Genomic DNA, 21,291 nt, shown 5'->3' on the forward strand with positions numbered 1-21,291 from the left:
GGACCGCGAATCCCGTACAATCGCCGACCTTCTTCACCTTGCCGGATCACCACCGGCCAACCAGGACACCGCCCATGCTTCGCCTGACCGAACTGAAACTACCCCTCGACCATGCCGATGAGGCCCTGCGCCCGGCCATCGTTCAGCGCCTGGGCATCGACGACGCCGACCTGCTGGCCTTCAGCGTGTTCAAGCGCAGCTACGATGCGCGCAAGAAGTTCGGCGACATGCCCTTCATCTATACCCTCGACTGCGAGGTGAAAGACGAAGCCGCCCTGCTCGCTCGCCTGAGCGATGACAAGCATGTCGGCCCGGCACCGGACATCACCTACAAGCCGGTCGGCAAGGCAGAAACGCCGCTGGAAGAGCGCCCCATCGTCGTCGGTTTCGGCCCCTGCGGCATCTTCGCGGCGCTGATCCTGGCCCAGGCAGGCTTGCGCCCCATCGTCCTGGAGCGCGGCAAGGAAGTGCGCCAGCGCACCAAGGACACCTGGGGCCTGTGGCGCAAGAACGTGCTCGACCCGACCTCCAACGTGCAGTTCGGCGAAGGCGGCGCGGGCACCTTCTCCGACGGCAAGCTGTACAGCCAGATCAAGGACCCTCACCACCACGGACGCAAGGTACTGCAGGAGTTCGTCAGGGCCGGCGCGCCGGACGAGATCCTCTACGTCAGCAAGCCGCATATCGGCACCTTCCGCCTGACCGGCGTGGTCGCCACCATGCGCGAGGAAATCAAGGCCCTCGGCGGCGAAGTGCGCTTCCAGCAGCGCGTCAGCGATCTGCTGATCGAAGACGACCAACTCACCGGTGTGGTGCTGGAAAGTGGTGAGCAGATCATCAGCCGCCATGTGGTGCTGGCTCTCGGCCACAGTTCGCGCGACACCTTCCGCATGCTGCATGCCCGTGGCGTGTACCTGGAGGCCAAGCCCTTCTCGGTCGGCTTCCGCATCGAACACCCGCAGTCGCTGATCGACCGCGCACGCCTGGGCAAGTACGCCGGCCACCCGAAACTCGGCGCTGCCGACTACAAGCTGGTACACCACGCTAGCAACGGCCGCTCGGTCTACAGCTTCTGCATGTGCCCAGGCGGCACCGTGGTCGCCGCCACCTCCGAGCCGGAGCGCGTGGTCACCAACGGCATGAGCCAGTACTCGCGTAACGAGCGCAACGCCAACGCCGGCATCGTCGTCGGCATCACTCCTGAGGAGGACTATCCGGGTGGCCCGCTGGCCGGCGTGGAACTGCAGGAGCAGCTGGAATCGCACGCCTACGTGCTCGGCGGGCGCAACTATGAGGCGCCGGGGCAACTGGTTGGCGACTTCATCAAGGGCAAGCCGTCCACCGCTCTCGGCGAAGTGCAGCCCTCCTACAAGCCCGGGGTGAAACTGGGCGACCTGGCGCCCTCGCTGCCGGACTTCGCCATCGAAGCCATCCGCGAGGCATTGCCGGCCTTCGGCAAGCAGATCAAGGGCTTCGACCTGGCCGATGCGGTACTCACCGGTATCGAGACGCGCACCTCTTCGCCGGTGCGCATCACCCGTGACGAAAACCTGCAGAGCCTGAATCTCAAAGGCCTGTACCCGGCAGGCGAAGGCGCGGGCTACGCCGGCGGCATTCTCTCTGCTGGCGTCGACGGCATTCGCGTGGCCGAGGCGGTGGCCAAGGACATGCTCGGGTTGAATCGCTAAACCTTCTTCGGATCACCCACCCCGCAGGGTGGGTTAGCGGCGCCAAACCTGCGAATGTCCGATCACCGCCATCGCAGTGCGCCGCGTAACCCGCCAGGCGATTGTCCTGCGCTGCGCCAATGGTGGGTTACGGCGCACCTTGACGTACGGACTCATTCACCTATTCGACAAGCGCCTAACCCACCCAACTGTACTGAAACGCATCAGCAGGGGCAGTGGCATGGCCAACGCCAACGTGCCAACTCCAACCACCAGCAGGCTGCGGTACGGCATGCTGGCGAAGGCATTGGCCCAGAATGTCGCCCAGAGCAGCAGGCAGACGCCAAAACCGATCAGACCGCTGCGCCGGCTACGGCAACTCAACGACCAGACAGCATTGCACACAGCCAGAGCGCCAAAGAGATACAACGAGTGCTGTAGTTGCAGGCCATAACTGATATCGCGGCGAATCCCGCCGAACATCTGCCGATAGGCATCGATGGCGCTGCGGTAAAGCAACAACGCCAGCAGCATCTGTGCGGCGGCCAGCACAGCCATAGCGAGCAGTCGCCGAATCATTGCCTGACCCGCTGGCAGCACAGGGTCGAACGCCGCGAACCATTCGGTCGACGCGCCGGGTCGGCGTAGGTCAACAGCTCGGTGAAGCCGGCCTTGCGCATCATCCCCGCCGATGCCGCATTCTCTTCGTGGCGATCGATATAAACGTCGCACACGCCCAGACGCCAGAAGTCCTGCACTGCCTCCGTGAGCAAATGAGCGCCAAGTCCACGACCAGCGCAATCGCGATGCACCACCGCTTCGCAGATATAGCCATGCACCTGCCCGGCACGCGCCGCAGGTTGATGAGCGGCGAAATCCTGCGTCAGGCGATAGCTGACGAAACCCAGCAGTTGCCCCTGCTCCTCGGCCAGCACGGCCAGCGTCGTGCTGGCTGCAATACCCCGCAGGTGCTGGCGAACCTCGACTTCGGGCAAATGGTTCCAGGGGTTGGGCCCATGCTCGAGAATCAGCGCGCAGAGCGCCTCGATATCCTCGACACAGGCCTGACGAATGACCCGCTCGCTCATCTCCTGACTCCCCTGAGGCAATACCTCGTTTGATTCAAGAGCGCAGTCTAGAGCGGGTAATTGCCTGACGACAGTGACAGACAGATGCAAGAAAAGCCTGACAGTGGATCAGTGATCATCGTCCCAAGGCTGGCCACGGGTGCGCTCGGTCAACTCGACCTTCTGTTGCATCGCGGCCTTGGACAGAATATGCGCACTGACCGGAGCAGTCAGGAACAGGAACAGAGTGATCAGCAGTTCGTGCAGGCTGAGGTTGCCGGTGTGGTGCGCGAAGAACAGCATCGAAGCGATCAGCGTAGCGCCAACGCCCAGCGTCGTGGCCTTGGTCGGCCCATGCAGGCGGGTGAAGAAGTCCGGCAGCCGATACAGACCGATGGCACCCACCAGGGCGAACAGACTGCCCAGGATCAGGCAGGCACAAATCAACAACTCCAGCCAGAACGGCATGGTCATTCCCCCTTAATCGATGATGTCGCCGTGCAGCAGATGCTTACCCACTGCAACCGTACCGACGAAGCCCATCACCGCGATCAGCAGTGCAGCCTCGAAGAACAGATCCGATGCCAGCCAGATGCCGAACAGCACGATCAGCGCCAACGCGTTGATGTACAGGGTATCCAGGGCCAGGACACGGTCGACCACGCTCGGCCCTTCGACCAGACGCGCGACATTGAGCAGCATGGCCAGCGTGAGGATGCCCATGCACAGAAAGACTACGTTCTCGAGCATTCGAATATCTCCAGCAGCGGCGTTTCGTAACGGCTCTTGACCGCCGCGATCAGTTCGTCGCGATCCGGCACGTTGAGCCCGTGCAGCAGCAGTGTCTTGTGGTCTGAGCTGAGGCCGGCAGAAACCGTGCCGGGGGTCAGCGAGATGATGCAGGCCAGCGTCGACAGCACGAACTCATCCTCGATCTCGACCGGCACCTCGACGAATGCCGGTTCAAGCCGCGATTTCGGCCCCAACACCAGCTTCACCACCTGCAGATTGGCCACCACGATGTCGTAGAACACCTTGCCGATGAACAGCAACAGCCCCAGGGGCTTGCGCACCTTCGGCACGCTCAGCAGGAAATCGCCACACAGGTGCACGATCGACCACCCCAGAAACAGCCCGAGCAGGAGATGGCCCAGATTGAAGGTGTTGACCAAGAGCAGCCAGAGCACCGTCAGTACCAGCATCATCCGCGGGTGGGGGAAGAAACGCCTCATGCCGCACCTCCAGCGATGATCGACAGATAGGGTTGCAGATCGAGCAACTGCGCCGCTGCAGCCTCCAGGTAGGCCAGTATCGGGGCAGCGCCGATCAACAGCAGCGGACTGGCCAGCAACAGGCCTAGCGCAGCCAGGAGGCTGACGCGGTCAGCCGGAGCAGCGGTCGAAGGGGCTGCGTCCGCCTGCTGACCGAGCCAGAACAGACTGGTACCGGCGCGGCTCAACGCCACCAGGGTCAGCAGACCGCCGATCAGCACCACCGGCCACAGGCTCCAGGCCTGCCAACCCGGCTCCGCCGCTCGCAGCAGCAACATCTTGCCGAGGAAACCGGAGAACGGCGGCAACCCAGCCACGGAAATCGAAGCGAAGAAGAACATGCAACCCAGCACCAGCGGCTGACGCAGCACACGCTCCTGCTGCAGGTCGCCGCCGGCGCTGTCACGCTGGGCGACCACCAGCCCCGCCAACAGGAACAACGCGGCGCTGATCAACGTGCTGTGCACCATGTAATAAAGCGCAGCACTTAACGCCGCCACGTTACCGATGGCGAAGCCGGCCATCAGCGTGCCCACCGAGACCAGCACCAGATAGGCCAGCAGCGCCTGCAACTGCCGCGCACCCAAGGCGCCAATCACACCGAAGGCAATGGTCGGCAGTGCCAGCCACCAGAGCAGTTCATGGCCGAGATTGGCCAGTGGCCCGGCCTCTTCGCCGAACACCAGGGTGAACACACGGACAATGGCGTAGAAGCCCACCTTGGTCATGATCGCGAACAACGCCGCCACCGAAGCAGGCGCTGCAGCATAGGCGCGCGGCAGCCAGAAGCACAGCGGTAGCACGGCAGCCTTGAGGCCGAAGACGATCAGCAGCAGGTAGGCAGCAGCCTTGATCAGCGGCGCGTCGGCAACATCGGCGCTGGCCACGCGCACAGCCAGGTCCGGCATGTTCAGGGTGCCGGTCAGGCCATACAGCAAACTCACGCCGATCAGGAAGAACGACGAGCCCAGCAGGTTGAGCACCACGTAATGCACGCCGGCCTTGACCTGATTGGCGCGGTTGCCATGCAGCAGCAATGCATAAGAGGAGATCAGTAGGACCTCGAAGAACACGAACAGGTTGAACAGATCGGCGGTCAGGAACGCGCCGTTGATGCCCAGCAACTGAAACTGGAACAACGCATGGAAGTTCGGCCCGCGCTCATCGTCACCGCGACAGGCATAAACCAGGGCGAAGCAGGCGAGCAGCGAGGTGAGCAGCAACAGTGCCGCGTTGAAGCGGTCGAGCAGCAGCATGATGCCGAATGGCGCAGCCCAGTTGCCCAGCGCATAAACCTGCAACTGTCCCGCTCCGGCCAGCCACACCAGATACAGGCAAATCGGCAGCAGCGCCAGGCAGCCAACCAGGGAAATACCCCGCTTCACGTCACGCGACCAGCCGTGGCCGACCAGCAACAGCGCGCCGAAGAACAGCGGCAGCAGAATGGGGAGGATGATGGCGTGACTCATGCGCGCGGCTCCTCGCCATCGACGTGATCGGTTTTCAGTTCACCCATGCCACGCAGGGCCAGCACCACGACGAACGCGGTCATGGCGAAACCGATGACGATGGCGGTCAACACCAGTGCCTGTGGCAGCGGGTCACCGTACTCGGCGCTCTTGCCGATCACCGCCGGCACACCCGTGCCGAGCCGGCCCATGGCGAAGATGAACAGATTGACCGCATAGGAGATCAGGGTCAGCCCCATCACCACCGGAAAGATGCGCGCACGCAGCAGCAGGTAGACGCCGCTGGCAGTCAGCACCCCGAGGGTGATTGCGAATACAGCCTCCATATCAGATGACCTCCTTGCACGACTCGTCCTGACTGACATGGCCGATGTTGGAAAGAATCAGCAGGGTGGCGCCAACAACGGCCAGATACACCCCGAGATCGAAGAGGATCGCGGTAGCCAGCTCGATTTCGCCAATCAGCGGAATATGGAAATGGCCGAACGCCGACGTCAGGAACGGCGAGCCGAAGAGCCAACTGCCCAGCCCCGTCAACCCGGCGATCAGCACGCCCCAACCGGCGGTGGCGTGATAGCTGAACTTCAGGCGCTCCTGGGTCCAGGTCACACCGTGGGAGATGTATTGCAGAATCAACGCCACCGCCGTGATAAGGCCGGCGATGAAGCCGCCGCCCGGTAGGTTGTGCCCGCGCAGGAAGATGAACGCCGAAATCAGCAGTGCCATCGGCAGCATGGCACGCGCCAGGTTGTCGAGGATCATCGGATGGGCATCGGTCGACCACGGACGACCGTTCTTGTCATGGGCAGGATGCGGCAGGTGCAGGCCATGCAGCAGCGCGTAGATACCGATGGCGGCAATCGCCAGCACGGTGATCTCGCCCAGGGTATCGAAGCCACGGAAGTCCACCAGAATCACGTTGACCACATTGGTACCGCCGCCCCCGGAGACACTGTTCTCCAGGAAAAACGAGGAAATGCTCTGGTAAGGACGGGTCAGCACGGCGTAAGTCAGCATCGCCACCATGGTGCCGCTGCCCAGCGCCAGGACCAGATCGCGCAGGCCACGCAGACTGCTGGACTCGGCCGGGGTGCGGTCGGTCATGAAGTACAAGGTGAGCATCAGCAGGATGATGGTCACCACTTCCACCGACAGTTGGGTCAGCGCCAGATCCGGGGCGGAGAAGCGGGCGAAGGCCAGCGCCACCATCAGACCAGCAGCGCTGAGAATCATCAGCGCCACCAGGCGGCGACGGTGGAAAACCACGGTGAGCACCGCAGTCACCATCAGGATCAGCATACCCGTGACGGTCAGCGGATCGATGGGTGTCATTGGCACGCTACCGGCCAACTGCTCGAGCGGCGACAGCGCGACCACTACCAGGATCAGGGCACTGCCAAGCATCCAGGCCAGGTAGCGTTGCAGCGAACCGCACTCCAGAAACGCGGTGATACGCACGGACGTACGCGTCATGTAGCGCACCACCTGGTCGAAGGCGTGCTTGGCATCCAGGGTCGGCAAACCTTCATACCAGCGGAACAGCGGTTTGCGACAGGCGTAGACGATGATCCCGCCGAACAGCGCAACGAAACTCATCAGCAGCGGCAGGTTGAAGCCGTGCCAGACCGCCAGGCTGTACTCGGGCAACTGCCCCCCCAGCGTCGAAGCGGCGGCGGCGGCCAACAACGGCGCTACCGTATAGGCAGGCACGATGCCGACCAGCAGGCAGAGGAATACCAGCACCTCGACCGGCACCTTCATGTAGCGCGGCGGCTCGTGCGGCGGATATTTGGGCAAGTCGATCGGCTCGCCATTGAAGAACACGTCGTGAATGAAACGCAGCGAGTAGGCCACCGAGAACACGCCGGCCAGGGTCGCAGCAGCCGGAATCACCCAGTTGAAACCGCCCAGCAGGTGCTGGTGCAGAGTTTCGGTGAAGAACATTTCCTTGCTCAAAAAGCCGTTGAGCAACGGCACGCCTGCCATGGCCGAGGCAGCCACCATCGCCAGCACGGCCGTATGTGGCATGTACTTCCACAAACCGTTTATTCGCCGCATGTCGCGGCTACCGGTTTCGTGGTCGATGATGCCCGCTGCCATGAACAGCGAAGCCTTGAAGGTCGCATGGTTGATGATGTGGAACACCGCAGCGACAGCCGCTAGCTGGGTGTCCAGGCCGAACAGCAGGGTGATCAGACCCAGGTGACTGATGGTCGAATACGCCAGCAGGCCCTTCAGGTCATGCTGGAACAGCGCCATACCGGCACCCACCAGCAACGTGGCCAGACCGGTCAGGCTGACCATGTAGAACCACCACTCGGAACCGGCCAGCGCCGGGTACAGACGCGCCAGCAGGAAGACCCCGGCCTTGACCATGGTCGCCGAGTGCAGATAGGCCGATACCGGCGTCGGCGCCGCCATCGCGTGCGGCAACCAGAAATGGAAAGGGAATTGCGCCGACTTGGTGAATACACCCAGCAGCACCAGTACCAGCGCCAGCGGATAAAGCTCGTGCGCACGGATCGCGTAGCCGGCCGCCAGCACTTGAGACAGCTCGAAGCTACCGGCGATGTGGCCGATCAGCAGAATACCGGCGAGCAGCGCCAGGCCACCGCCACCCGTGATCGCCAGCGCCATGCGCGCTCCCTTGCGGGCATCAGAGCGCGAACCCCAGAAGCCGATCAGCAGGAACGACGACAAGCTGGTCAGTTCCCAGAACATCAGCATCAGCAGCAGGTTTTCCGACAGCACCACACCGAGCATGGCGCCCATGAACAGCAGCAGGAAGGCGAAGAAACGCCCCATCGGCTCGGTCTTGGCCAGGTAATAGCGCGCGTAGAGGATGACCAACAGGCCGATGCCGAGAATCAGCAGGGCAAACAGAAAACCCAGACCATCGAGACGCAGACTGAGATTCAGCCCCAGGTGCGGCAGCCACTCCAGCTTGACCCGCAACACCTCGCCTGCGAACACCGCAGGCTGGTAGCTGAACAGCAGCACCAGCGCCACGATGGGCGCTATAGCCGCAGCCGCAGCACAGGCCGAGCGTCCGAGCCGATCGGCAAGCACCGGCAGAAACAACCCAAGAAATGGCAAGGCGACAATCAGCGCAAGCGCCATCGGAAAACCCCTTAAGCAGGCACGCCAGACCAGCTGACCCAACGACGAGAATTGGAGTCGCAAGTCCCTGACGGTGATAGTTCATGCACCACAACGCTTCAGCTAAGTCGTTGTCGGCACAAGCATAACGGCCGATTATCCATAACTATCAACACAACGTCATGCATTGAATTATCGTTAAACACACTTGGTAACATGCAGGCTGCTGGAAGTGCTGCTGACAGCCGACCACCACTATAGCGAGGCCACAAAAAATTGCCGGAAGCACTTTTTTGCGCAAGCCCGACGAGTTGTCGGCCGGGGATGACAGACAACAAAAAGCCGGAGCAACCAACGCTGCTCCGGCTGGCTTGTAACGATCAGTGAGTAACGCGGCTGGTACCGTTGACCGTCATGATGCGCACGCGCTCGCCGACGCGGAACACCTGGTTCGGCTCGACTTCCTGGACGTAGGCGCGCATGGTGCCGTCGTCCTCACGCACGGTGATCTCAACACCTTGAGTACGGGTCAGGCCTTCTTCAGCCGCGGCGCCCAACAGACCGCCGGCAACAGCACCGACCACAGCCAGCACTGCACTGCCGCGCCCGCCACCGAGGCCACTGCCACCGATACCGCCAACCACAGCACCGGCACCCGCACCGATCGGTGTCTTGGTCCCTTCGATCTTGACCGGGCGCAGCGATTCGATGGTGCCCATGCGTACCGTCTGCACCGCTCGGGCCTCATCGCGGCTGTAGGTATCGCCAGTCAGGCTGGACTGACAGCCCCCGAGGGCCAGCATCGCGGCCAGCGAGGTAATGAGCAGAGTGGGTTTACGCATAGCAATTCCTCCAGAGGTATCTCGATCCATTAGACGCCGGGCGAGCGTATCTGTCACGACGGAACCTTAACAATAGTTATTTCAGACAGACCAAGTTCAGCCAGATTCGCCCTGTCAGGATCGAGCGAGACGCCAGAGCCGAGCGATATCCGTAGTACGCGCCTGCAACTCAGCCGCCGCGCCGGCCATCGCCTGTTCCAGGGACAACGGGCCCGGCGCCAGGCTGAATGCAGCTTCGATACCCGCCTCGTACAGCGCCTGATAGTTGTCGCCCAGACTACCGGACAAGGCAATGACCGGCACCCCGGCCGCACGCGCCACGCGCGCTACGCCGACCGGTGTCTTGCCGTGCAGGGTCTGGGCATCCATACGCCCTTCCCCGGTAATCACCAGATCCGCGTTCTCCACTGCTGCGGCGAGGCCGGACAGTTCGGCCACCAGCGCGATACCGGGGCGGAAACTTGCCTTGAGGAAGGCACGCGCAGCGAAACCGAGACCGCCCGCGGCGCCCACACCGGGAAACTCGGCGTGATCCTCGCCCAGCGTCGCCGCTGCGATACGGGCGAAGCGGCCGAGCGCCGTATCCAGCTCCGCGACATGCTCAGGCGTCGCCCCCTTCTGCGGACCGAACACCGCGGATGCGCCGCGTGGCCCGCACAAGGGATTGTCGACATCGGCGGCGACCTCGATCTGCACCTTGAGCAAACGTGCATCGAGCCCGTTCAGATCGAGCTTGTCGAGAACGGCCAAAGCTGCACCGCCCGGCGCCAGCTCACGCCCCTGGGCATCAAGAAAACGCATCCCCAGTGCCTGTAAAAGACCAACACCGGCGTCATTGGTGGCACTGCCGCCCAGCCCCAGGATGATTCGCGTAGCACCGGCATCCAGCGCCTCACGGATCAGCTCACCAGTGCCGAAGCTGCTGGCCAGACGGGCATCGCGCTGTTCACGCGGCACCCAGTGCAGACCGCTGGCAGCCGCCATCTCGATGACCGCCGTACCCTGCCCCAGCCAGCCCCAATGCGCCTTGACCGGCTCACCCATGGGGCCGCGCACGTCGCATTCACGGCGCTCGCCACCCACGGCAGCCAGCAACGCATCGACCGTACCCTCGCCACCATCGGCCATGGGCCGCAGCAAACACTCGGCCTCGGGAAACACCTGCTGCCAACCACGGGCGATGGCAGCCGCCACATCGGGCGCACTGAGGCTCTCCTTGAAGGAGTCAGGAGCAATGACGATTTTCATGATAGGTACCTCGAAAGGAGGCAGGCGACCGTAGCCGCCTGCCGGCAAAGCGGGATTACAGCAAAACCAGGCTAAGCAACCAGACAGCGGCCATACCGGCAATACCCTGAATCAGGGTCGCCATGGTCTGGGCGCGATAAGCGGTCGCCACTTTCATGCGGCTGAACTGGGTCACGACCCAGAAGAAGCTGTCGTTGGCGTGAGAAACGGTCATTGCACCGGCGCCGATAGCCATTACAGTCAGCACGCGACCCATCTCGCTGTCGAGCCCCAGATTGCCCAGCAGTGGCGCAACCATCGCCGAGGTGGTGACCAGGGCAACGGTGGAGGAACCCTGGGCGCTCTTCAGCGCGGCAGCCACAAGGAACGGCATGAACAGGCCAATACCCAGCGCCGACAGGGTGTCGCCCAGGTAGCCGGTCAGCGCGGTGGCCTTGAGAATGGCACCAAAGGCGCCACCAGCACCGGTGATCAGCAGGATCGGCGCCGCCTCTTTCAGGCCATGAGCCACATGATCATGGAACTGCTGACGCTTGCCTTCGCCCTTGAGCAGCGAGCACGCCAGCACCAGGCCTACCAGCAGCGCGGCAACCGGCTGACCAAGGAAGCTGAGCACGTCAAAGAAAGCGCCAGTGCCGAACGGCTTGCTCGGGAAAGCAGCGAGCGAGCCCAGGCAGATCAGGATGATGGGCACGAAGATTGGCGAAAATGCCTGCCAGGCGCTGGGCAGCTTGCCATAGCGGGCACGCAGTGCATCGAAATCGACGTTATCGGCGAGCAGTTCGCTCGGCGCTTCTTCCAGCAATTCGTGGTCGTTCTGCTTGAGGAAACGGTTGGCCCACAGCATACCGGCCACGGCGGTGACCGCAGCGACCAGCAAACCGACCAGGATCACCAGACCCAGCGAGGTTTCCAGGCCCAGGTTGCCGGCCGCAGCAATCGGACCAGGAGTTGGTGGCACGAAGGTGTGAGTGGCGTACAGGCCGGTGGCCAGAGCCACGCTCATGGCCACCACGGACACCTTCATGCGGGCGGCCAGGGCATTCTTCAGCGAGTTGAGAATGACGTAGCCGGAGTCGCAGAACACCGGAATCGATACCAGATAGCCGATGATCGACATGGTCAGGGTAGGGAAACGCTGGCCCAGCAGACGAATCACCGTCTCGGCCATGGTGATGGCAGCGCCGCTGCGCTCGAGGATCACGCCGATGATGGTGCCGAGGACAATGACGATACCGATGTAACCGAGGATGCCGCCGAAGCCGGCCGTCATGGTCTTGATTATTTCGCCGCCGGGCAGCTGGTAGGCGAAACCGGCGATCAGCGCAGCGGCCAACAATGCCAGGAAGGGGTGCAATTTCAAACGGGTAGTGGACAGCACGATGAACGCGATCAGTGCCACCAGAATCAGGACCAGGCCCATGACCAGTCTCCTCATTGTTGTTATGGCGGGCGCAGGGCCCGGATGGGAATGCCGAGAGGCGCCACATTGTGGCTCAGCCAACCCCAGCCTCACCCTGTGCGCCGGCACTAAAACAGCCAAAGCCAAGCCCAGGAGGCTGTGCAATCGCACAAAGCCATCGGCCCGCCTCCACCAACGGGAGCAGATTACCGAGCGTTCAACTGAGCCGTCTCGGTGGGTTCCAGCAAGCCCAGCCCCAAGGATAGCTGCAGGCGCTGATCCAGCCGATTGAGGTCCAGGCCACTGAGTTCGGCGATGCGTTCCAGGCGATAGCGCAACGTATTGCGATGAATGCCCAACGCCTGCGCACAGGTTTGCACCTGGCCGTCATGCGCGCACCAGGCTTCCAGCGTAGCCCTAAGCGTGCCTTGTGGGTCCTGCGTCAGCACCTGACGCAAGGGTGCCAGCCAGCCCTGCAGCAACCAGCTGTGGCGCTGGGCATAGAGCAACGTCGGCAGGCGCAACTCGTCCAGACGCAGCAGGCGACGACCGGGAAAACGCGCCTGGCCGTAGGCCTGAAGATCGCGCAGGACCAGGCTGGCCTGGCGCAGCTCGGTCAGATCATGCAGGGGATCGCTGAGCGCAAGCGAGCTCACGCCCCACTCGCGTTCGTCAGCCTGCAGGAGCCAGGCACGATCATCGCGCGTGGTGCTGTAAGGTCGACACCAGAGCAGTTCGTGACGCCCGAGCGGCGCTACCAGATGTTCACTCTTGCCCCCCAGAGCGGCGAGCAGACGCGCCTGGCGCGGCAGCGGATCGCCCTCACCATCGAGTTGCAGCAGGCACATTTGTCGCGGCCAGGTCAGTTGCAGCCCCAGGCGTTCGGCATCGACCTCGAGACTGGACAGGCGCAGCATGGGGTCGAGCAGCTGTCGCAACCAGGCTTCCTGCTGATGCCGCTGCCAGTGCCGTTCGGCTTGCAGAACGCGATGCTCGACCAGCATCTCCGCAGCCATGCGCACCAGTTCGGCATAAGGCCGCACGACCTCGGGATCACCCGTGATACCGAGCACGCCAATCAGGCGCTCGGCATGCAGCAACGGCAGATTGACACCGGGTTTGACGCCACGCAGGCACGCCGCTGCCTGAGCGTCGATCTCCACCACGCGCCGGTTGGCCAGCACCAGTTGCGCACCTTCATGACGGGTGTGCAGGCGGCTGGGGTCGCCGCTGCCGATGATCATGCCCTGCGCATCCATCACGTTGATGTTGTGCGGCAGGATGGCCATGGCGCGGTCGACGATATGCTGCGCCAGGGTTGAGTCGAGTTCGAGCATCGGAAGCGGCCTCGCGAGTGAGGCCGCCATTGTAGGCCGATCAGCGGCGCTTCACGATGCGGCCATCGAGACGCCAGCGAGCCTGAAAACCATCAGGCTGCCAGTGGGCTTACTCCGCGCTTGGCTGCCCAACGCTCTCGGCGACCTTGTCGTCCGCTGGCGCTTTTGCCTTGGCCTGATTGCGCCGAGCCTCGGCACGGTGCCGCCTGGCCTGCTGCCTGGCATGCAGCGCCTGCGCCGCCGTCACCACGCCAACGGGCTGGCCTTGCAGATCCAGACGCGGTGCATTTTCCGTCATCGCAGCCCAGTAGCGACCGCCACGGCACCAGGCGGCAATACCCGCCTTGAGCTGCTCACCGGTGATACCGAGCAACTGCAGATGCTGCTCGGCATCCTTGAGAATGCCTTCCTTCAACGGCACCTTGGGCGCCGGATTGACCGGGAAGGCCAAGGGGAAGTGCTTCTGCAACCGCCAGATCGCCTCGACGGTAGGATCCTGCTCGCGCGGCTTGGCTTTGGGCGGCGCCTTACGCTTTTGCGGCTTCGCGCTTTCGGTTTTTACCTGCTGTACCTGCTGCTTCTCGGCGCGCAGGCGGTCACGTAGCTCGGCTAATTGTTCAAAACCCATCGTTCGGTTCGCAGCGTCCTGGTTGGTTCGTCGCGCAAGGGTATCTCATGTGCTCGTTTCGTACAGCCTTATTGGCAGCTGGCATGCTCGATGGTAGGTGATGGGCAGGCGTTTGAGAGACTTGTGGAGGGCCGCTTTCGCTACATGACTTTTGCGGGGTGATGCAGCAACAGGCCAAAGGCAACCGCTATCAAGGGCACGCCCCCGGCCGATTCATGCCGTTCCTGCGCTACTACCATTTCTCGCGATAGGGGCGCACTTCGGAGATAAAGGTCCAGGCATCTTTGGGCTGATGTGCCAAGTGAAAGACTTCAGCGGCGATGCTCTTGGGTTGGATGAAAAAATCATCCGGCGCGTTGCTGTACATTTCTCGGGCCCAAGGCACATCGATTACGGCATCGATGACCAGATACGCCACATGGACCCCTTTGGGCCCCAGGTCCCTGGCCAGCGACTCGGCGAGAATGCGTTGTGCGGCCTTGGTTGGCGCGAACCCGGCAAAGTTGGGTGAACCACGCAGCGCCGAAGTATTACCGGTGACGACGATGGCGCCCTCGCCTGCCTCGATCATCCCCGGGGCCACCATTTGCGCCAGGTTCAGCAGCGCCATGGTGTTGACTTCGAAGTTGCGGCGCAGGGTTTGCGGATCGGTCTCCAGGAAGGGGGCAAAGGAGCCGCCCACCGCGTTGTGTACCACAACTTGCGGCACGCCAATCTGCTCGATCACCTGCTTGAGCGCGGTTACGTCGGTGACATCGCAGGGCATGGCAAAGGCGCCGGGCACTTCGGCCTGAAGTTCGGCCAATCGAGCGGTATCGCGGGCGATCATCGCAACGCGATAGCCGCTCTCGGCAAAACGACGAACCAGGGATGAACCGACGCCCGGGCCAACGCCGGTAATCAGCGCCAGAGGTTGCTGAGTAGCTGTAGTCATGATGGTTAAGCTCCTGCCAACTGTTCGCGAACAAAATCGAGTCGATCATTGCCAAAGAACAAACTCTCGCCGAGCAGAAAGCTCGGCGCCCCAAAGACGCCGCGCTCGGCCGCTTCCTGGTTGTTTTTTTCCAACTGTTCAAGGGTTTCCGGTGCATCGATCAGACCGGCCAGGCCCGCCGTTTCGATGCCTGCCGCTGCGAGCACGCTGAGCACTTCAGCAGTCGTGGTCAGGGTCTGACCATCCCGCCAGCAGGCATTGAACAACGCAGTGGTGATCTGCCATGCGAGCTCACTGGACGGCGCAGCAAGCACGGCCCGCGCGCAGGCAGCGTTGTTCATGGCGCGCATATCCGGACGCTTGACCACCACGCCATAGCGGCGCGCCCAACGCGCGAGATCAGCAGCGGCGTAACGACCTTTCGCGGAGCAGGTGACGGTGGTTGGCGTATTGCCAACGGCCTTCATAACGCTCAGAACATGCATGGGGCGCAGGCTGATGTCCGCTGGCAGGCTGTCCAGCTGGCTATACGCCAGATAGCTGTAGGGGCTGACGAAATCAAAGAAAAACTCAACGGTTTGCGTCATGTGCGAGCTCCTGTGGGTGCAGTATGAAAGCGCGAGTCTTTTCATCCGCGCCGGGTCCGGGGAGCAGTCGAGCGCGCCCGCCGGGAATGTTTGTGGCTATCAAGTGTTTGCAGCGGTTTAGTCATTGAGCTGCAGGCTTTTACGGATGCCGGCATCGAGAATCCCCGCAGGCGCGAAGGCGCGCAGCAGGCTCAGGCGGCCAGCGGCGACACCCGCGGGGTAACGCAGCTTGGGGCGCGCGGCGCTAGCGGCCTTGACCACGACCTTGGCCACGACATCTGGATCATCGGCACTTGCCATCGATTGGCTGAACACCTTGGCAAGGCTTGCACGTACGCTGTGGTACTCGTCGAGCGTGGCATCGGGCTCGATGGTATTCGCCTCGAATGCGGTCTTGGTAAAGGCCGGCTCGATGACTGCAACGCGAATGCCGCGCGTCCGCAGTTCGTGATCCAGGGCTTCCGAATAGCCTTCTACGGCGTGCTTGCTGGCGGCATACAGCGCAATGTAAGGCATAGGCACGACGCCCAGAATCGAGCCGATATTGATGATCCGGCCACTGCCTTGGCGACGCATGTGCGGGACAACAGCGCGGGTCATGCGCACAATGCCGAAGAAATTCGTATCGAAGAGCGCTTTAGCCTGCTCGATCGAGCTTTCTTCTGCGCCGGCCGGGGCAATGCCGAAACCTGCATTGTTCACCAGCAGATCGATACGCCCTTCAAGCCGGATCAGCTCGCTGACCGCCGCCGATACGGACGCATCATCCGTGACATCGAGAGCTAGCATCGTGACGGCACTGTGCGCGGCCTGGGTTGCGCGCCTGCTGGTGCCATAAACCTTGTAGCCAGCCTGCGCCAGCCGCTTGGCCGTGGCTTCGCCAATGCCGGATGAAGCGCCAGTGACCAGTGCGATGGGGGTTTTGGAAGTCATGGCAGTACCTTATGCGTGAGCTAGTGCGGCAACCGCTCGGCGAGCTGTTGCAATCAAGGTTTTCGCTGAGTGATTGTCTTAAGTACGCGCACGCAAGCGTCGGGTGCGATAGGTGCCCCAGCTGCTCATGGCCAGCGACTTCACGAACGCCAGCAGGCCACTCTCGTTGGCACGCGGTTCGCCACCCTTGGCGATTCGCTTGAGTTGCAGGGAGTACCAGAGAATCTCCATCAGCCCCATGCGGTCGACCGGCTTGATGCCTGTCTTGATGGTGTGCACCTGGTGTGCGCTGTCCTTTCCCTGCAGCAGTGCAGCCGGCGCGTCAGGGTCAATCGCCAGCAGCCGTGCCAGGCCAATGACATCCACTGCACCGCAAGCCAGCGCAGCATTCATGCCAGCGGCACTGCGAAACCCACCGGTCAGCATCAACGGGACTTGCACCGCAGCGCGTACTTTCTCGGCGAACTCGAGGAAGTAGGCTTCGCGCGCCATGCTGGAGGCCTTCTTCTGCTCCTGGAGTGCGCCGCTCATGGCTGGGGCCTCGTAGGTGCCACCCGATATCTCGATCAGATCGATGCCCGCATCGACAAGCGCGTGAATCGTCGCCAGCGACTCTTCTTCGGTAAAGCCACCGCGCTGAAAATCTGCGGAATTGAGCTTGATCGCCACCGGGAAGTCGGCACCCACCTGGCGACGAATCTCGGCGTAGACGGCCAGCAGAAAGCGGCGGCGGTTCTCAGGCGAGCCGCCCCATTGATCCGTGCGCTGGTTGTGGTGTGGCGAGAGAAACTGGTTGATCAGGTAGCCATGCGCGCCATGGATTTCGATACCGCTGAAACCCGCTTTCTTGCAGATGGCGGCACTGCGGCCGAAGCGCTCGATGATGTCCTGAATTTCTTCGGCGGAGGCTTCTTCAGGCGTCTCGAAGAACGCCGCCATGTCCTCGCGAAACGGCACCGCCGATGGCGCGATATTGCGTGCGTTCAGGCCTTTGGTTGACTGCTTGCCGGGGTGGTTGAGCTGCACCCAGATAGCCGCGCCCTGCTCGGTGGCGGCGCGTGCCCATTGTTGCAGGACAGGCAAGTCCGTCTCGTCCTCGATGACCACGTTACCCGGCTCACCCAGTGCACGCCGATCGATCATCACGTTGCCGGTCAGGATCAGCCCAATGCCGGACGCGGCCCAACGCTGGTAAAGCGTGACCAGCCCCAGGGTCGGACGGTTGTCGTAGGTGCCCAGCGCCTCGCTCATGGACGCCTTGGCCAGACGATTGCGCAACAGGCTGCCGTTGGGCAGGCGCAGTTGTTGCGCCAGGAAGTTTGTGCTGAGCGAGGCAGATTGGGACATGTGAAGGCTACCTGAGAATGAGATGAGCAAAATGCGCCAGCAAGTCTCTTGGTCTTTAGGGCGCCAGAAGCGCTTTCCGAAGATGACGGAATTTATGATGATGACCATCATCAAAATAGTCAAATGTTTTGATGATGATCAGCATCAATGTATTCTTGCCGTGTCGATGTCGGCAGAAAGAGGAGCCGGGCATGAAGGTTACAAAGGCACAGGTCGAGGCAAATCGAGCCCACATCGTCGAAACCGCCTGCACATTGTTTCGTGAGCGCGGTTACGACGGCATAGGTGTGGCGGAGTTGATGGCGACTGCCGGCCTCACCCATGGTGGGTTCTATCGGCACTTCGCCTCCAAGGCGGAGCTGATGGCAGAAGCTGCCGCGTGCGGGGTCGCCAAGACCAAGTCACTGATGGACGGCGTGGACATGGCTGATTTCATTAGCCACTACCTCTCGCGTGAGCATCGCGATGACCGCAGTGGCGGTTGCACCCTGGCGGCTCTGAGTGGTGATGCGGCGCGACAGCCTGATGCGATCAAGGCGACGTTCGCCACGGGGCTCGAAAATATGCTGGCCGACCTGCTGGCCACCGGGGGGACTCGCAATGAAGAGGAACTGCGGCACGCTCGGGCTCGGACAATTGACACCGTTGCCCATGCGTTGGGTGCACTCGTTCTGTCCCGGGCCTGCCCTGATGACTCCCCACTGGCGGATGAAATTCTGCAGACCTGTCGCACAGCCATTCTTGAATCGCGTGAAGCTCAGATGACGACTGGGTGACGCTCCAGAAGCTTGGAAGCAGCCGACCGACGCGCTCGCTACGCCGGCCCGGCTGTCAGGGCGCCAGCCGTTCGCGAATCCAGGCCTCGCCCTTGAAGCGGTAGTTGAGGCGGTCGTGCAGGCGGCTGGGGCGACCCTGCCAGAACTCGATGCGCTCCGGTAGCAGGCGGTAGCCGCCCCAGTGCGGTGGGCAATGTGGTGTCTGGTTGAGGAAGCGTTTTTCGGTTTCCGCCAGCAGGTTCTCCAGCTCGGCGCGGTCGCGGATCACCTTGCTCTGCGGCGAGGCCCAGGCACCAATGCGGCTGCCCAGCGGGCGTACCTGGAAGTAACCGTCGGATTCGGCCGGGGTGACCTGCTCGACCCGCCCCTCGATACGCACCTGACGTTCCAGGCTGGGCCAGAAGAAGGTCATCGCGGCGAACGGGCGTGCCGCCAGTTGCCGACCCTTGGCGCTGTCGTAGTTGCTGAAGAAGGTGAAGCCGCGTTCATCGAGCCCCTTGAGCAGCAGCACCCGGCAGTGCGGGCGGCCATCTTCATCGACGGTGGCCAGGGTCATGGCGTTAGGCTCGACCGGCAGTTGCTCGGTCTTCACCGCGTCATCGAACCACTGGCGAAACAGGGCAAAGGGTTCCAGCGGGGCCTGGGTTTCGCTCAGGCCGTCGCGGGTGTAGTCACGGCGCATATCGGCCAAGGTTTGGGTCATGGCAATTCCTCAGGGCAGAGCCTGAAACCAATCCGCCTGGTTTCTAGTGCCTGCCCGCGCAGGGTGGAAATGCCCGCAAGCTTACTCCGACTTGCTCACTTTTCCTTGATCTGCGGCAGCTACCTTGGGCGCATCCTTGAGCTCCGCCTTGGCCGGTTGGCTGTACTTGGCGATCAGGCCCTGCATGGTGTCACGCGAAGTCAGGAGGATTTCCACACGGCGGTTGAGCGCACGGCCAGCGGCGCTATCATTGGCAGCACGCGGCATATCGGAGCCCAGGCCCATGACCTGCAGGCGATTCTGCTTGAGGCCGCTGAGACGGAAGATGGACGTCACGGCGCGCGCGCGCTGCTGGCTCAGGTCACGGTTGAGCGCGGTATTGCCGCTGCTGTCAGCATGGCCAAGCACCACGACAGCGATGTCTTCATCGGTTTCCAGCAGCTTGGCCACGCGGGTGATCGGGCCGAGACTCACCGGCAGCAGCATGTGCGGGCGATCCGGATTGAACGAGCCCTGCACCGGGGCGGTGACAACCAGCAGGTTTTCGCGGCGCTCGAACTCGAACTGACTACCCTTGACCGCTTCACGCAGTTTTGGCTCGTATTCGTCGAGCCAGGCGCGGGTTACCTGAGGCGGCGGCATCACCGCCGGCTTGGCGACTTCCTTCTTTTCAGAGCCGGCACAGCCTGCGATCAGCAGGCAGCAGGTAAAGGCAAAAATCTTGTTGGCGCGCATGTAGCCCCCGAGGTTACGCAAATCTAATGGTCAGTTCGTTATGGTTGATACTGAACGGCTGGCGCAAGTTTAGCCGCTTCAATCAGATACAGTCCGCAACCTGATGCGCAAGTTTCTGCGCGCGGGGGTCCATCAAGACGAACGGTCCTAGATTGTTGGTGACGAAGCCGAATGCCAGGTCCCGTTCCGGGTCGGCAAAGCCGCTGGAACCACCGGCACCGGGATGACCGAAGGCTTTTGCCCCCATGCCATAGGTGGCGTTGGCCACGTCAGCCTGATCGAGCATGCAGCCCAGGCCGAAACGCGTGCGGGTCAGCAGGGTCTTGTCATCACCGACACTGTGCTCACGGGTCATTTCGCCCAGCAGGTCAGCATCGAGCAGGCTGCCGTCGAGCAGACCGGCGTAGAAGCCCGCCAGGCTGCGCGCGTTGCCGTGTCCATTGGCTGCCGGTTGCTGCATGCGCCGCCACTCGGGCTTGTTGGTACTGGTCATGATCGACGGCGGGTTGGTGAACGAGCGCGTGCTCATGGCAGTGGCATCGCTCATCATCACCTTGAGCAGGCGCTGCGCTGCGGCGTCGCCGAGATTGCCCTTGCCGCGAGCGATATGGGCGACGCGCTCGAACTCGCTGTCAGCCAGGCCGACATGGAAATCCAGCCCCAGTGGCTTGGCGATGCGGGCGGCGATGCTCTCGCCCGGACCACGGCCTTCGACGCGTCGAATCAGCTCACCGATCAGCCAGCCATAGGTAATGGGCGCGTAGCCATGACCATCGCCCAGCGGCCACCAGGGTTGTTCAGCCGCCAGAGCGTTGGTCATGGTCTGCCAATCGTACAGCGCCTCGGCGGGCAGTGCCTGGCGCAACGCCGGCAACCCTGCCTGATGGCAGAGCAGATGACGCACGCTGATGCGCTGCTTGCCTGCCACAGCGAACTCGGGCCAGTAGCGCGCAACCGGCGCATCCAGATCGAGCTTGCCTTCGCCCACCAGTTGCAGGGCGACAACGGCAGCGAAAGGTTTGGTACAGGAGAACAGATTGGCGATGGTGTCGCTGTGCCAGGCCTGCTGGCCGTCCTTGTCCATGACCCCGGCCCACAGGTCGAGCACGGTTTCCCCGCCGACCTTCACGCACAGGGCCGCGCCCCGTTCCTGCGCGTCATCGAACAAAGCGGCGAATGCGTCCCTCACCGCCTCGAAGCGCAAGTCGAAATAGCCCTGAATCTGCACACTGTTCTCCCGTGTCAC

22 protein-coding genes are annotated in these 21,291 nt (G+C 62.7%); 2 read left to right on the forward strand and 20 right to left on the reverse strand.

Going from position 1 to position 21,291, the window contains the following annotated elements; translation table 11 throughout:
* The first annotated feature begins 74 nt into the window (after positions 1 to 74).
* Positions 75 to 1,688, forward strand: coding sequence for an NAD(P)/FAD-dependent oxidoreductase (locus tag GV002_RS22595; protein WP_160020510.1), 1,614 nt, complete (start codon positions 75 to 77; stop codon positions 1,686 to 1,688).
* 156 nt (positions 1,689 to 1,844) lie between these two features.
* Here GV002_RS22595 and GV002_RS22600 read toward each other — a convergent pair whose 3' ends face one another.
* The 17 genes from GV002_RS22600 to GV002_RS22680 all read right to left on the reverse strand — a co-directional run bounded on the left by GV002_RS22600 (position 1,845) and on the right by GV002_RS22680 (position 17,831).
* The gene (locus GV002_RS22600; protein WP_160020511.1) at positions 1,845 to 2,246 is read right to left on the reverse strand and encodes a hypothetical protein; all 402 of its coding nucleotides are present in this window, start codon (positions 2,244 to 2,246) and stop codon (positions 1,845 to 1,847) included.
* The gene (locus GV002_RS22605) at positions 2,243 to 2,755 is read right to left on the reverse strand and encodes a GNAT family N-acetyltransferase (protein ID WP_160020512.1); all 513 of its coding nucleotides are present in this window, start codon (positions 2,753 to 2,755) and stop codon (positions 2,243 to 2,245) included. The genes GV002_RS22600 and GV002_RS22605 overlap by 4 nt, the downstream gene beginning before the upstream one ends.
* A 108-nt stretch (positions 2,756 to 2,863) precedes the next feature.
* On the reverse strand, positions 2,864 to 3,202 hold the full coding sequence (locus GV002_RS22610) for a Na+/H+ antiporter subunit G (protein ID WP_026088651.1): 339 nt from the start codon (positions 3,200 to 3,202) through the stop codon (positions 2,864 to 2,866).
* Positions 3,203 to 3,214: 12 nt separating this feature from the next.
* A complete protein-coding gene (locus GV002_RS22615) occupies positions 3,215 to 3,484 on the reverse strand; it encodes a K+/H+ antiporter subunit F (RefSeq protein ID WP_013714638.1) in 270 nt (89 codons plus the stop codon).
* A complete protein-coding gene (locus GV002_RS22620) occupies positions 3,469 to 3,966 on the reverse strand; it encodes a Na+/H+ antiporter subunit E (protein ID WP_160020513.1) in 498 nt (165 codons plus the stop codon). Before GV002_RS22620 ends, GV002_RS22615 begins: the two co-directional genes overlap by 16 nt.
* The gene (locus tag GV002_RS22625) at positions 3,963 to 5,474 is read right to left on the reverse strand and encodes a monovalent cation/H+ antiporter subunit D (RefSeq protein ID WP_160020514.1); all 1,512 of its coding nucleotides are present in this window, start codon (positions 5,472 to 5,474) and stop codon (positions 3,963 to 3,965) included. The genes GV002_RS22620 and GV002_RS22625 overlap by 4 nt, the downstream gene beginning before the upstream one ends.
* Positions 5,471 to 5,800 carry a Na+/H+ antiporter subunit C gene (locus tag GV002_RS22630; protein WP_074860431.1) on the reverse strand — a complete coding sequence of 110 codons (330 nt, stop codon included), beginning with the start codon at positions 5,798 to 5,800 and terminating at the stop codon, positions 5,471 to 5,473. Before GV002_RS22630 ends, GV002_RS22625 begins: the two co-directional genes overlap by 4 nt.
* 1 nt (position 5,801) lies before the next feature.
* Positions 5,802 to 8,594, reverse strand: coding sequence for a monovalent cation/H+ antiporter subunit A (locus GV002_RS22635; protein WP_160020515.1), 2,793 nt, complete (start codon positions 8,592 to 8,594; stop codon positions 5,802 to 5,804).
* 359 nt (positions 8,595 to 8,953) lie between these two features.
* Positions 8,954 to 9,415: a membrane protein gene (locus GV002_RS22640; RefSeq protein WP_017677796.1), complete on the reverse strand. Its 462-nt coding sequence runs from the start codon at positions 9,413 to 9,415 to the stop codon at positions 8,954 to 8,956.
* A gap of 114 nt (positions 9,416 to 9,529) precedes the next feature.
* Entirely contained in the window at positions 9,530 to 10,663 is a 1,134-nt protein-coding gene (locus GV002_RS22645; RefSeq protein ID WP_160020516.1) for a glycerate kinase, read from the reverse strand.
* Positions 10,664 to 10,718: 55 nt separating this feature from the next.
* Positions 10,719 to 12,086, reverse strand: coding sequence for a GntP family permease (locus tag GV002_RS22650; protein WP_160020517.1), 1,368 nt, complete (start codon positions 12,084 to 12,086; stop codon positions 10,719 to 10,721).
* A 185-nt stretch (positions 12,087 to 12,271) separates the two neighbouring features.
* Entirely contained in the window at positions 12,272 to 13,402 is a 1,131-nt protein-coding gene (locus tag GV002_RS22655) for a sugar diacid recognition domain-containing protein (RefSeq protein WP_160020518.1), read from the reverse strand.
* A gap of 109 nt (positions 13,403 to 13,511) precedes the next feature.
* Positions 13,512 to 14,030: a ProQ/FinO family protein gene (locus GV002_RS22660; RefSeq protein WP_160020519.1), complete on the reverse strand. Its 519-nt coding sequence runs from the start codon at positions 14,028 to 14,030 to the stop codon at positions 13,512 to 13,514.
* 232 nt (positions 14,031 to 14,262) lie between these two features.
* On the reverse strand, positions 14,263 to 14,964 hold the full coding sequence (locus tag GV002_RS22665) for an SDR family NAD(P)-dependent oxidoreductase (protein WP_160020520.1): 702 nt from the start codon (positions 14,962 to 14,964) through the stop codon (positions 14,263 to 14,265).
* 5 nt (positions 14,965 to 14,969) lie between these two features.
* Positions 14,970 to 15,596 carry a 2-hydroxychromene-2-carboxylate isomerase gene (locus tag GV002_RS22670; RefSeq protein ID WP_160020521.1) on the reverse strand — a complete coding sequence of 209 codons (627 nt, stop codon included), beginning with the start codon at positions 15,594 to 15,596 and terminating at the stop codon, positions 14,970 to 14,972.
* A gap of 72 nt (positions 15,597 to 15,668) precedes the next feature.
* Positions 15,669 to 16,484: an oxidoreductase gene (locus GV002_RS22675; RefSeq protein ID WP_160020522.1), complete on the reverse strand. Its 816-nt coding sequence runs from the start codon at positions 16,482 to 16,484 to the stop codon at positions 15,669 to 15,671.
* A 78-nt stretch (positions 16,485 to 16,562) separates the two neighbouring features.
* Positions 16,563 to 17,831: an NADH:flavin oxidoreductase/NADH oxidase family protein gene (locus GV002_RS22680; RefSeq protein WP_160020523.1), complete on the reverse strand. Its 1,269-nt coding sequence runs from the start codon at positions 17,829 to 17,831 to the stop codon at positions 16,563 to 16,565.
* Positions 17,832 to 18,022: 191 nt separating this feature from the next.
* On the opposite strand from GV002_RS22680, the gene GV002_RS22685 reads away from it, so the two are divergent.
* Positions 18,023 to 18,607 carry a TetR/AcrR family transcriptional regulator gene (locus GV002_RS22685; protein ID WP_218580353.1) on the forward strand — a complete coding sequence of 195 codons (585 nt, stop codon included), beginning with the start codon at positions 18,023 to 18,025 and terminating at the stop codon, positions 18,605 to 18,607.
* 55 nt (positions 18,608 to 18,662) lie between these two features.
* Here the strand turns inward: GV002_RS22685 and pdxH are convergent, their stop codons facing one another.
* From pdxH to GV002_RS22700, 3 genes are all read right to left on the reverse strand, one after another.
* Positions 18,663 to 19,310: a pyridoxamine 5'-phosphate oxidase gene (pdxH, locus tag GV002_RS22690; RefSeq protein WP_160020525.1), complete on the reverse strand. Its 648-nt coding sequence runs from the start codon at positions 19,308 to 19,310 to the stop codon at positions 18,663 to 18,665.
* 81 nt (positions 19,311 to 19,391) lie between these two features.
* Positions 19,392 to 20,045 carry an OmpA family protein gene (locus GV002_RS22695; RefSeq protein WP_160020526.1) on the reverse strand — a complete coding sequence of 218 codons (654 nt, stop codon included), beginning with the start codon at positions 20,043 to 20,045 and terminating at the stop codon, positions 19,392 to 19,394.
* A gap of 82 nt (positions 20,046 to 20,127) precedes the next feature.
* On the reverse strand, positions 20,128 to 21,273 hold the full coding sequence (locus tag GV002_RS22700; protein WP_160020527.1) for a serine hydrolase domain-containing protein: 1,146 nt from the start codon (positions 21,271 to 21,273) through the stop codon (positions 20,128 to 20,130).
* Positions 21,274 to 21,291: the final 18 nt, after the last annotated feature.

Source organism: Pseudomonas sp. 8O (assembly GCF_902506495.1).
In the GTDB taxonomy this organism is placed as follows: Bacteria; Pseudomonadota; Gammaproteobacteria; order Pseudomonadales; family Pseudomonadaceae; genus Aquipseudomonas; species Aquipseudomonas chaetocerotis.

Excerpts from the sequence above, each read along its gene's own strand:
- GV002_RS22595 (WP_160020510.1), top strand. The coding sequence starts at position 75 with ATGCTTCGCCTGACCGAACTGAAACTACCCCTCGACCATGCCGATGAG.
- GV002_RS22600 (WP_160020511.1), bottom strand. The coding sequence starts at position 2,246 with ATGATTCGGCGACTGCTCGCTATGGCTGTGCTGGCCGCCGCACAGATG.
- GV002_RS22605 (WP_160020512.1), bottom strand. The coding sequence starts at position 2,755 with ATGAGCGAGCGGGTCATTCGTCAGGCCTGTGTCGAGGATATCGAGGCG.
- GV002_RS22610 (WP_026088651.1), bottom strand. The coding sequence starts at position 3,202 with ATGCCGTTCTGGCTGGAGTTGTTGATTTGTGCCTGCCTGATCCTGGGC.
- GV002_RS22615 (WP_013714638.1), bottom strand. The coding sequence starts at position 3,484 with ATGCTCGAGAACGTAGTCTTTCTGTGCATGGGCATCCTCACGCTGGCC.
- GV002_RS22620 (WP_160020513.1), bottom strand. The coding sequence starts at position 3,966 with ATGAGGCGTTTCTTCCCCCACCCGCGGATGATGCTGGTACTGACGGTG.
- GV002_RS22625 (WP_160020514.1), bottom strand. The coding sequence starts at position 5,474 with ATGAGTCACGCCATCATCCTCCCCATTCTGCTGCCGCTGTTCTTCGGC.
- GV002_RS22630 (WP_074860431.1), bottom strand. The coding sequence starts at position 5,800 with ATGGAGGCTGTATTCGCAATCACCCTCGGGGTGCTGACTGCCAGCGGC.
- GV002_RS22635 (WP_160020515.1), bottom strand. The coding sequence starts at position 8,594 with ATGGCGCTTGCGCTGATTGTCGCCTTGCCATTTCTTGGGTTGTTTCTG.
- GV002_RS22640 (WP_017677796.1), bottom strand. The coding sequence starts at position 9,415 with ATGCGTAAACCCACTCTGCTCATTACCTCGCTGGCCGCGATGCTGGCC.
- GV002_RS22645 (WP_160020516.1), bottom strand. The coding sequence starts at position 10,663 with ATGAAAATCGTCATTGCTCCTGACTCCTTCAAGGAGAGCCTCAGTGCG.
- GV002_RS22650 (WP_160020517.1), bottom strand. The coding sequence starts at position 12,086 with ATGGGCCTGGTCCTGATTCTGGTGGCACTGATCGCGTTCATCGTGCTG.
- GV002_RS22655 (WP_160020518.1), bottom strand. The coding sequence starts at position 13,402 with ATGCTCGAACTCGACTCAACCCTGGCGCAGCATATCGTCGACCGCGCC.
- GV002_RS22660 (WP_160020519.1), bottom strand. The coding sequence starts at position 14,030 with ATGGGTTTTGAACAATTAGCCGAGCTACGTGACCGCCTGCGCGCCGAG.
- GV002_RS22665 (WP_160020520.1), bottom strand. The coding sequence starts at position 14,964 with ATGACTACAGCTACTCAGCAACCTCTGGCGCTGATTACCGGCGTTGGC.
- GV002_RS22670 (WP_160020521.1), bottom strand. The coding sequence starts at position 15,596 with ATGAAAAGACTCGCGCTTTCATACTGCACCCACAGGAGCTCGCACATG.
- GV002_RS22675 (WP_160020522.1), bottom strand. The coding sequence starts at position 16,484 with ATGACTTCCAAAACCCCCATCGCACTGGTCACTGGCGCTTCATCCGGC.
- GV002_RS22680 (WP_160020523.1), bottom strand. The coding sequence starts at position 17,831 with ATGTCCCAATCTGCCTCGCTCAGCACAAACTTCCTGGCGCAACAACTG.
- GV002_RS22685 (WP_218580353.1), top strand. The coding sequence starts at position 18,023 with ATGAAGGTTACAAAGGCACAGGTCGAGGCAAATCGAGCCCACATCGTC.
- pdxH (WP_160020525.1), bottom strand. The coding sequence starts at position 19,310 with ATGACCCAAACCTTGGCCGATATGCGCCGTGACTACACCCGCGACGGC.
- GV002_RS22695 (WP_160020526.1), bottom strand. The coding sequence starts at position 20,045 with ATGCGCGCCAACAAGATTTTTGCCTTTACCTGCTGCCTGCTGATCGCA.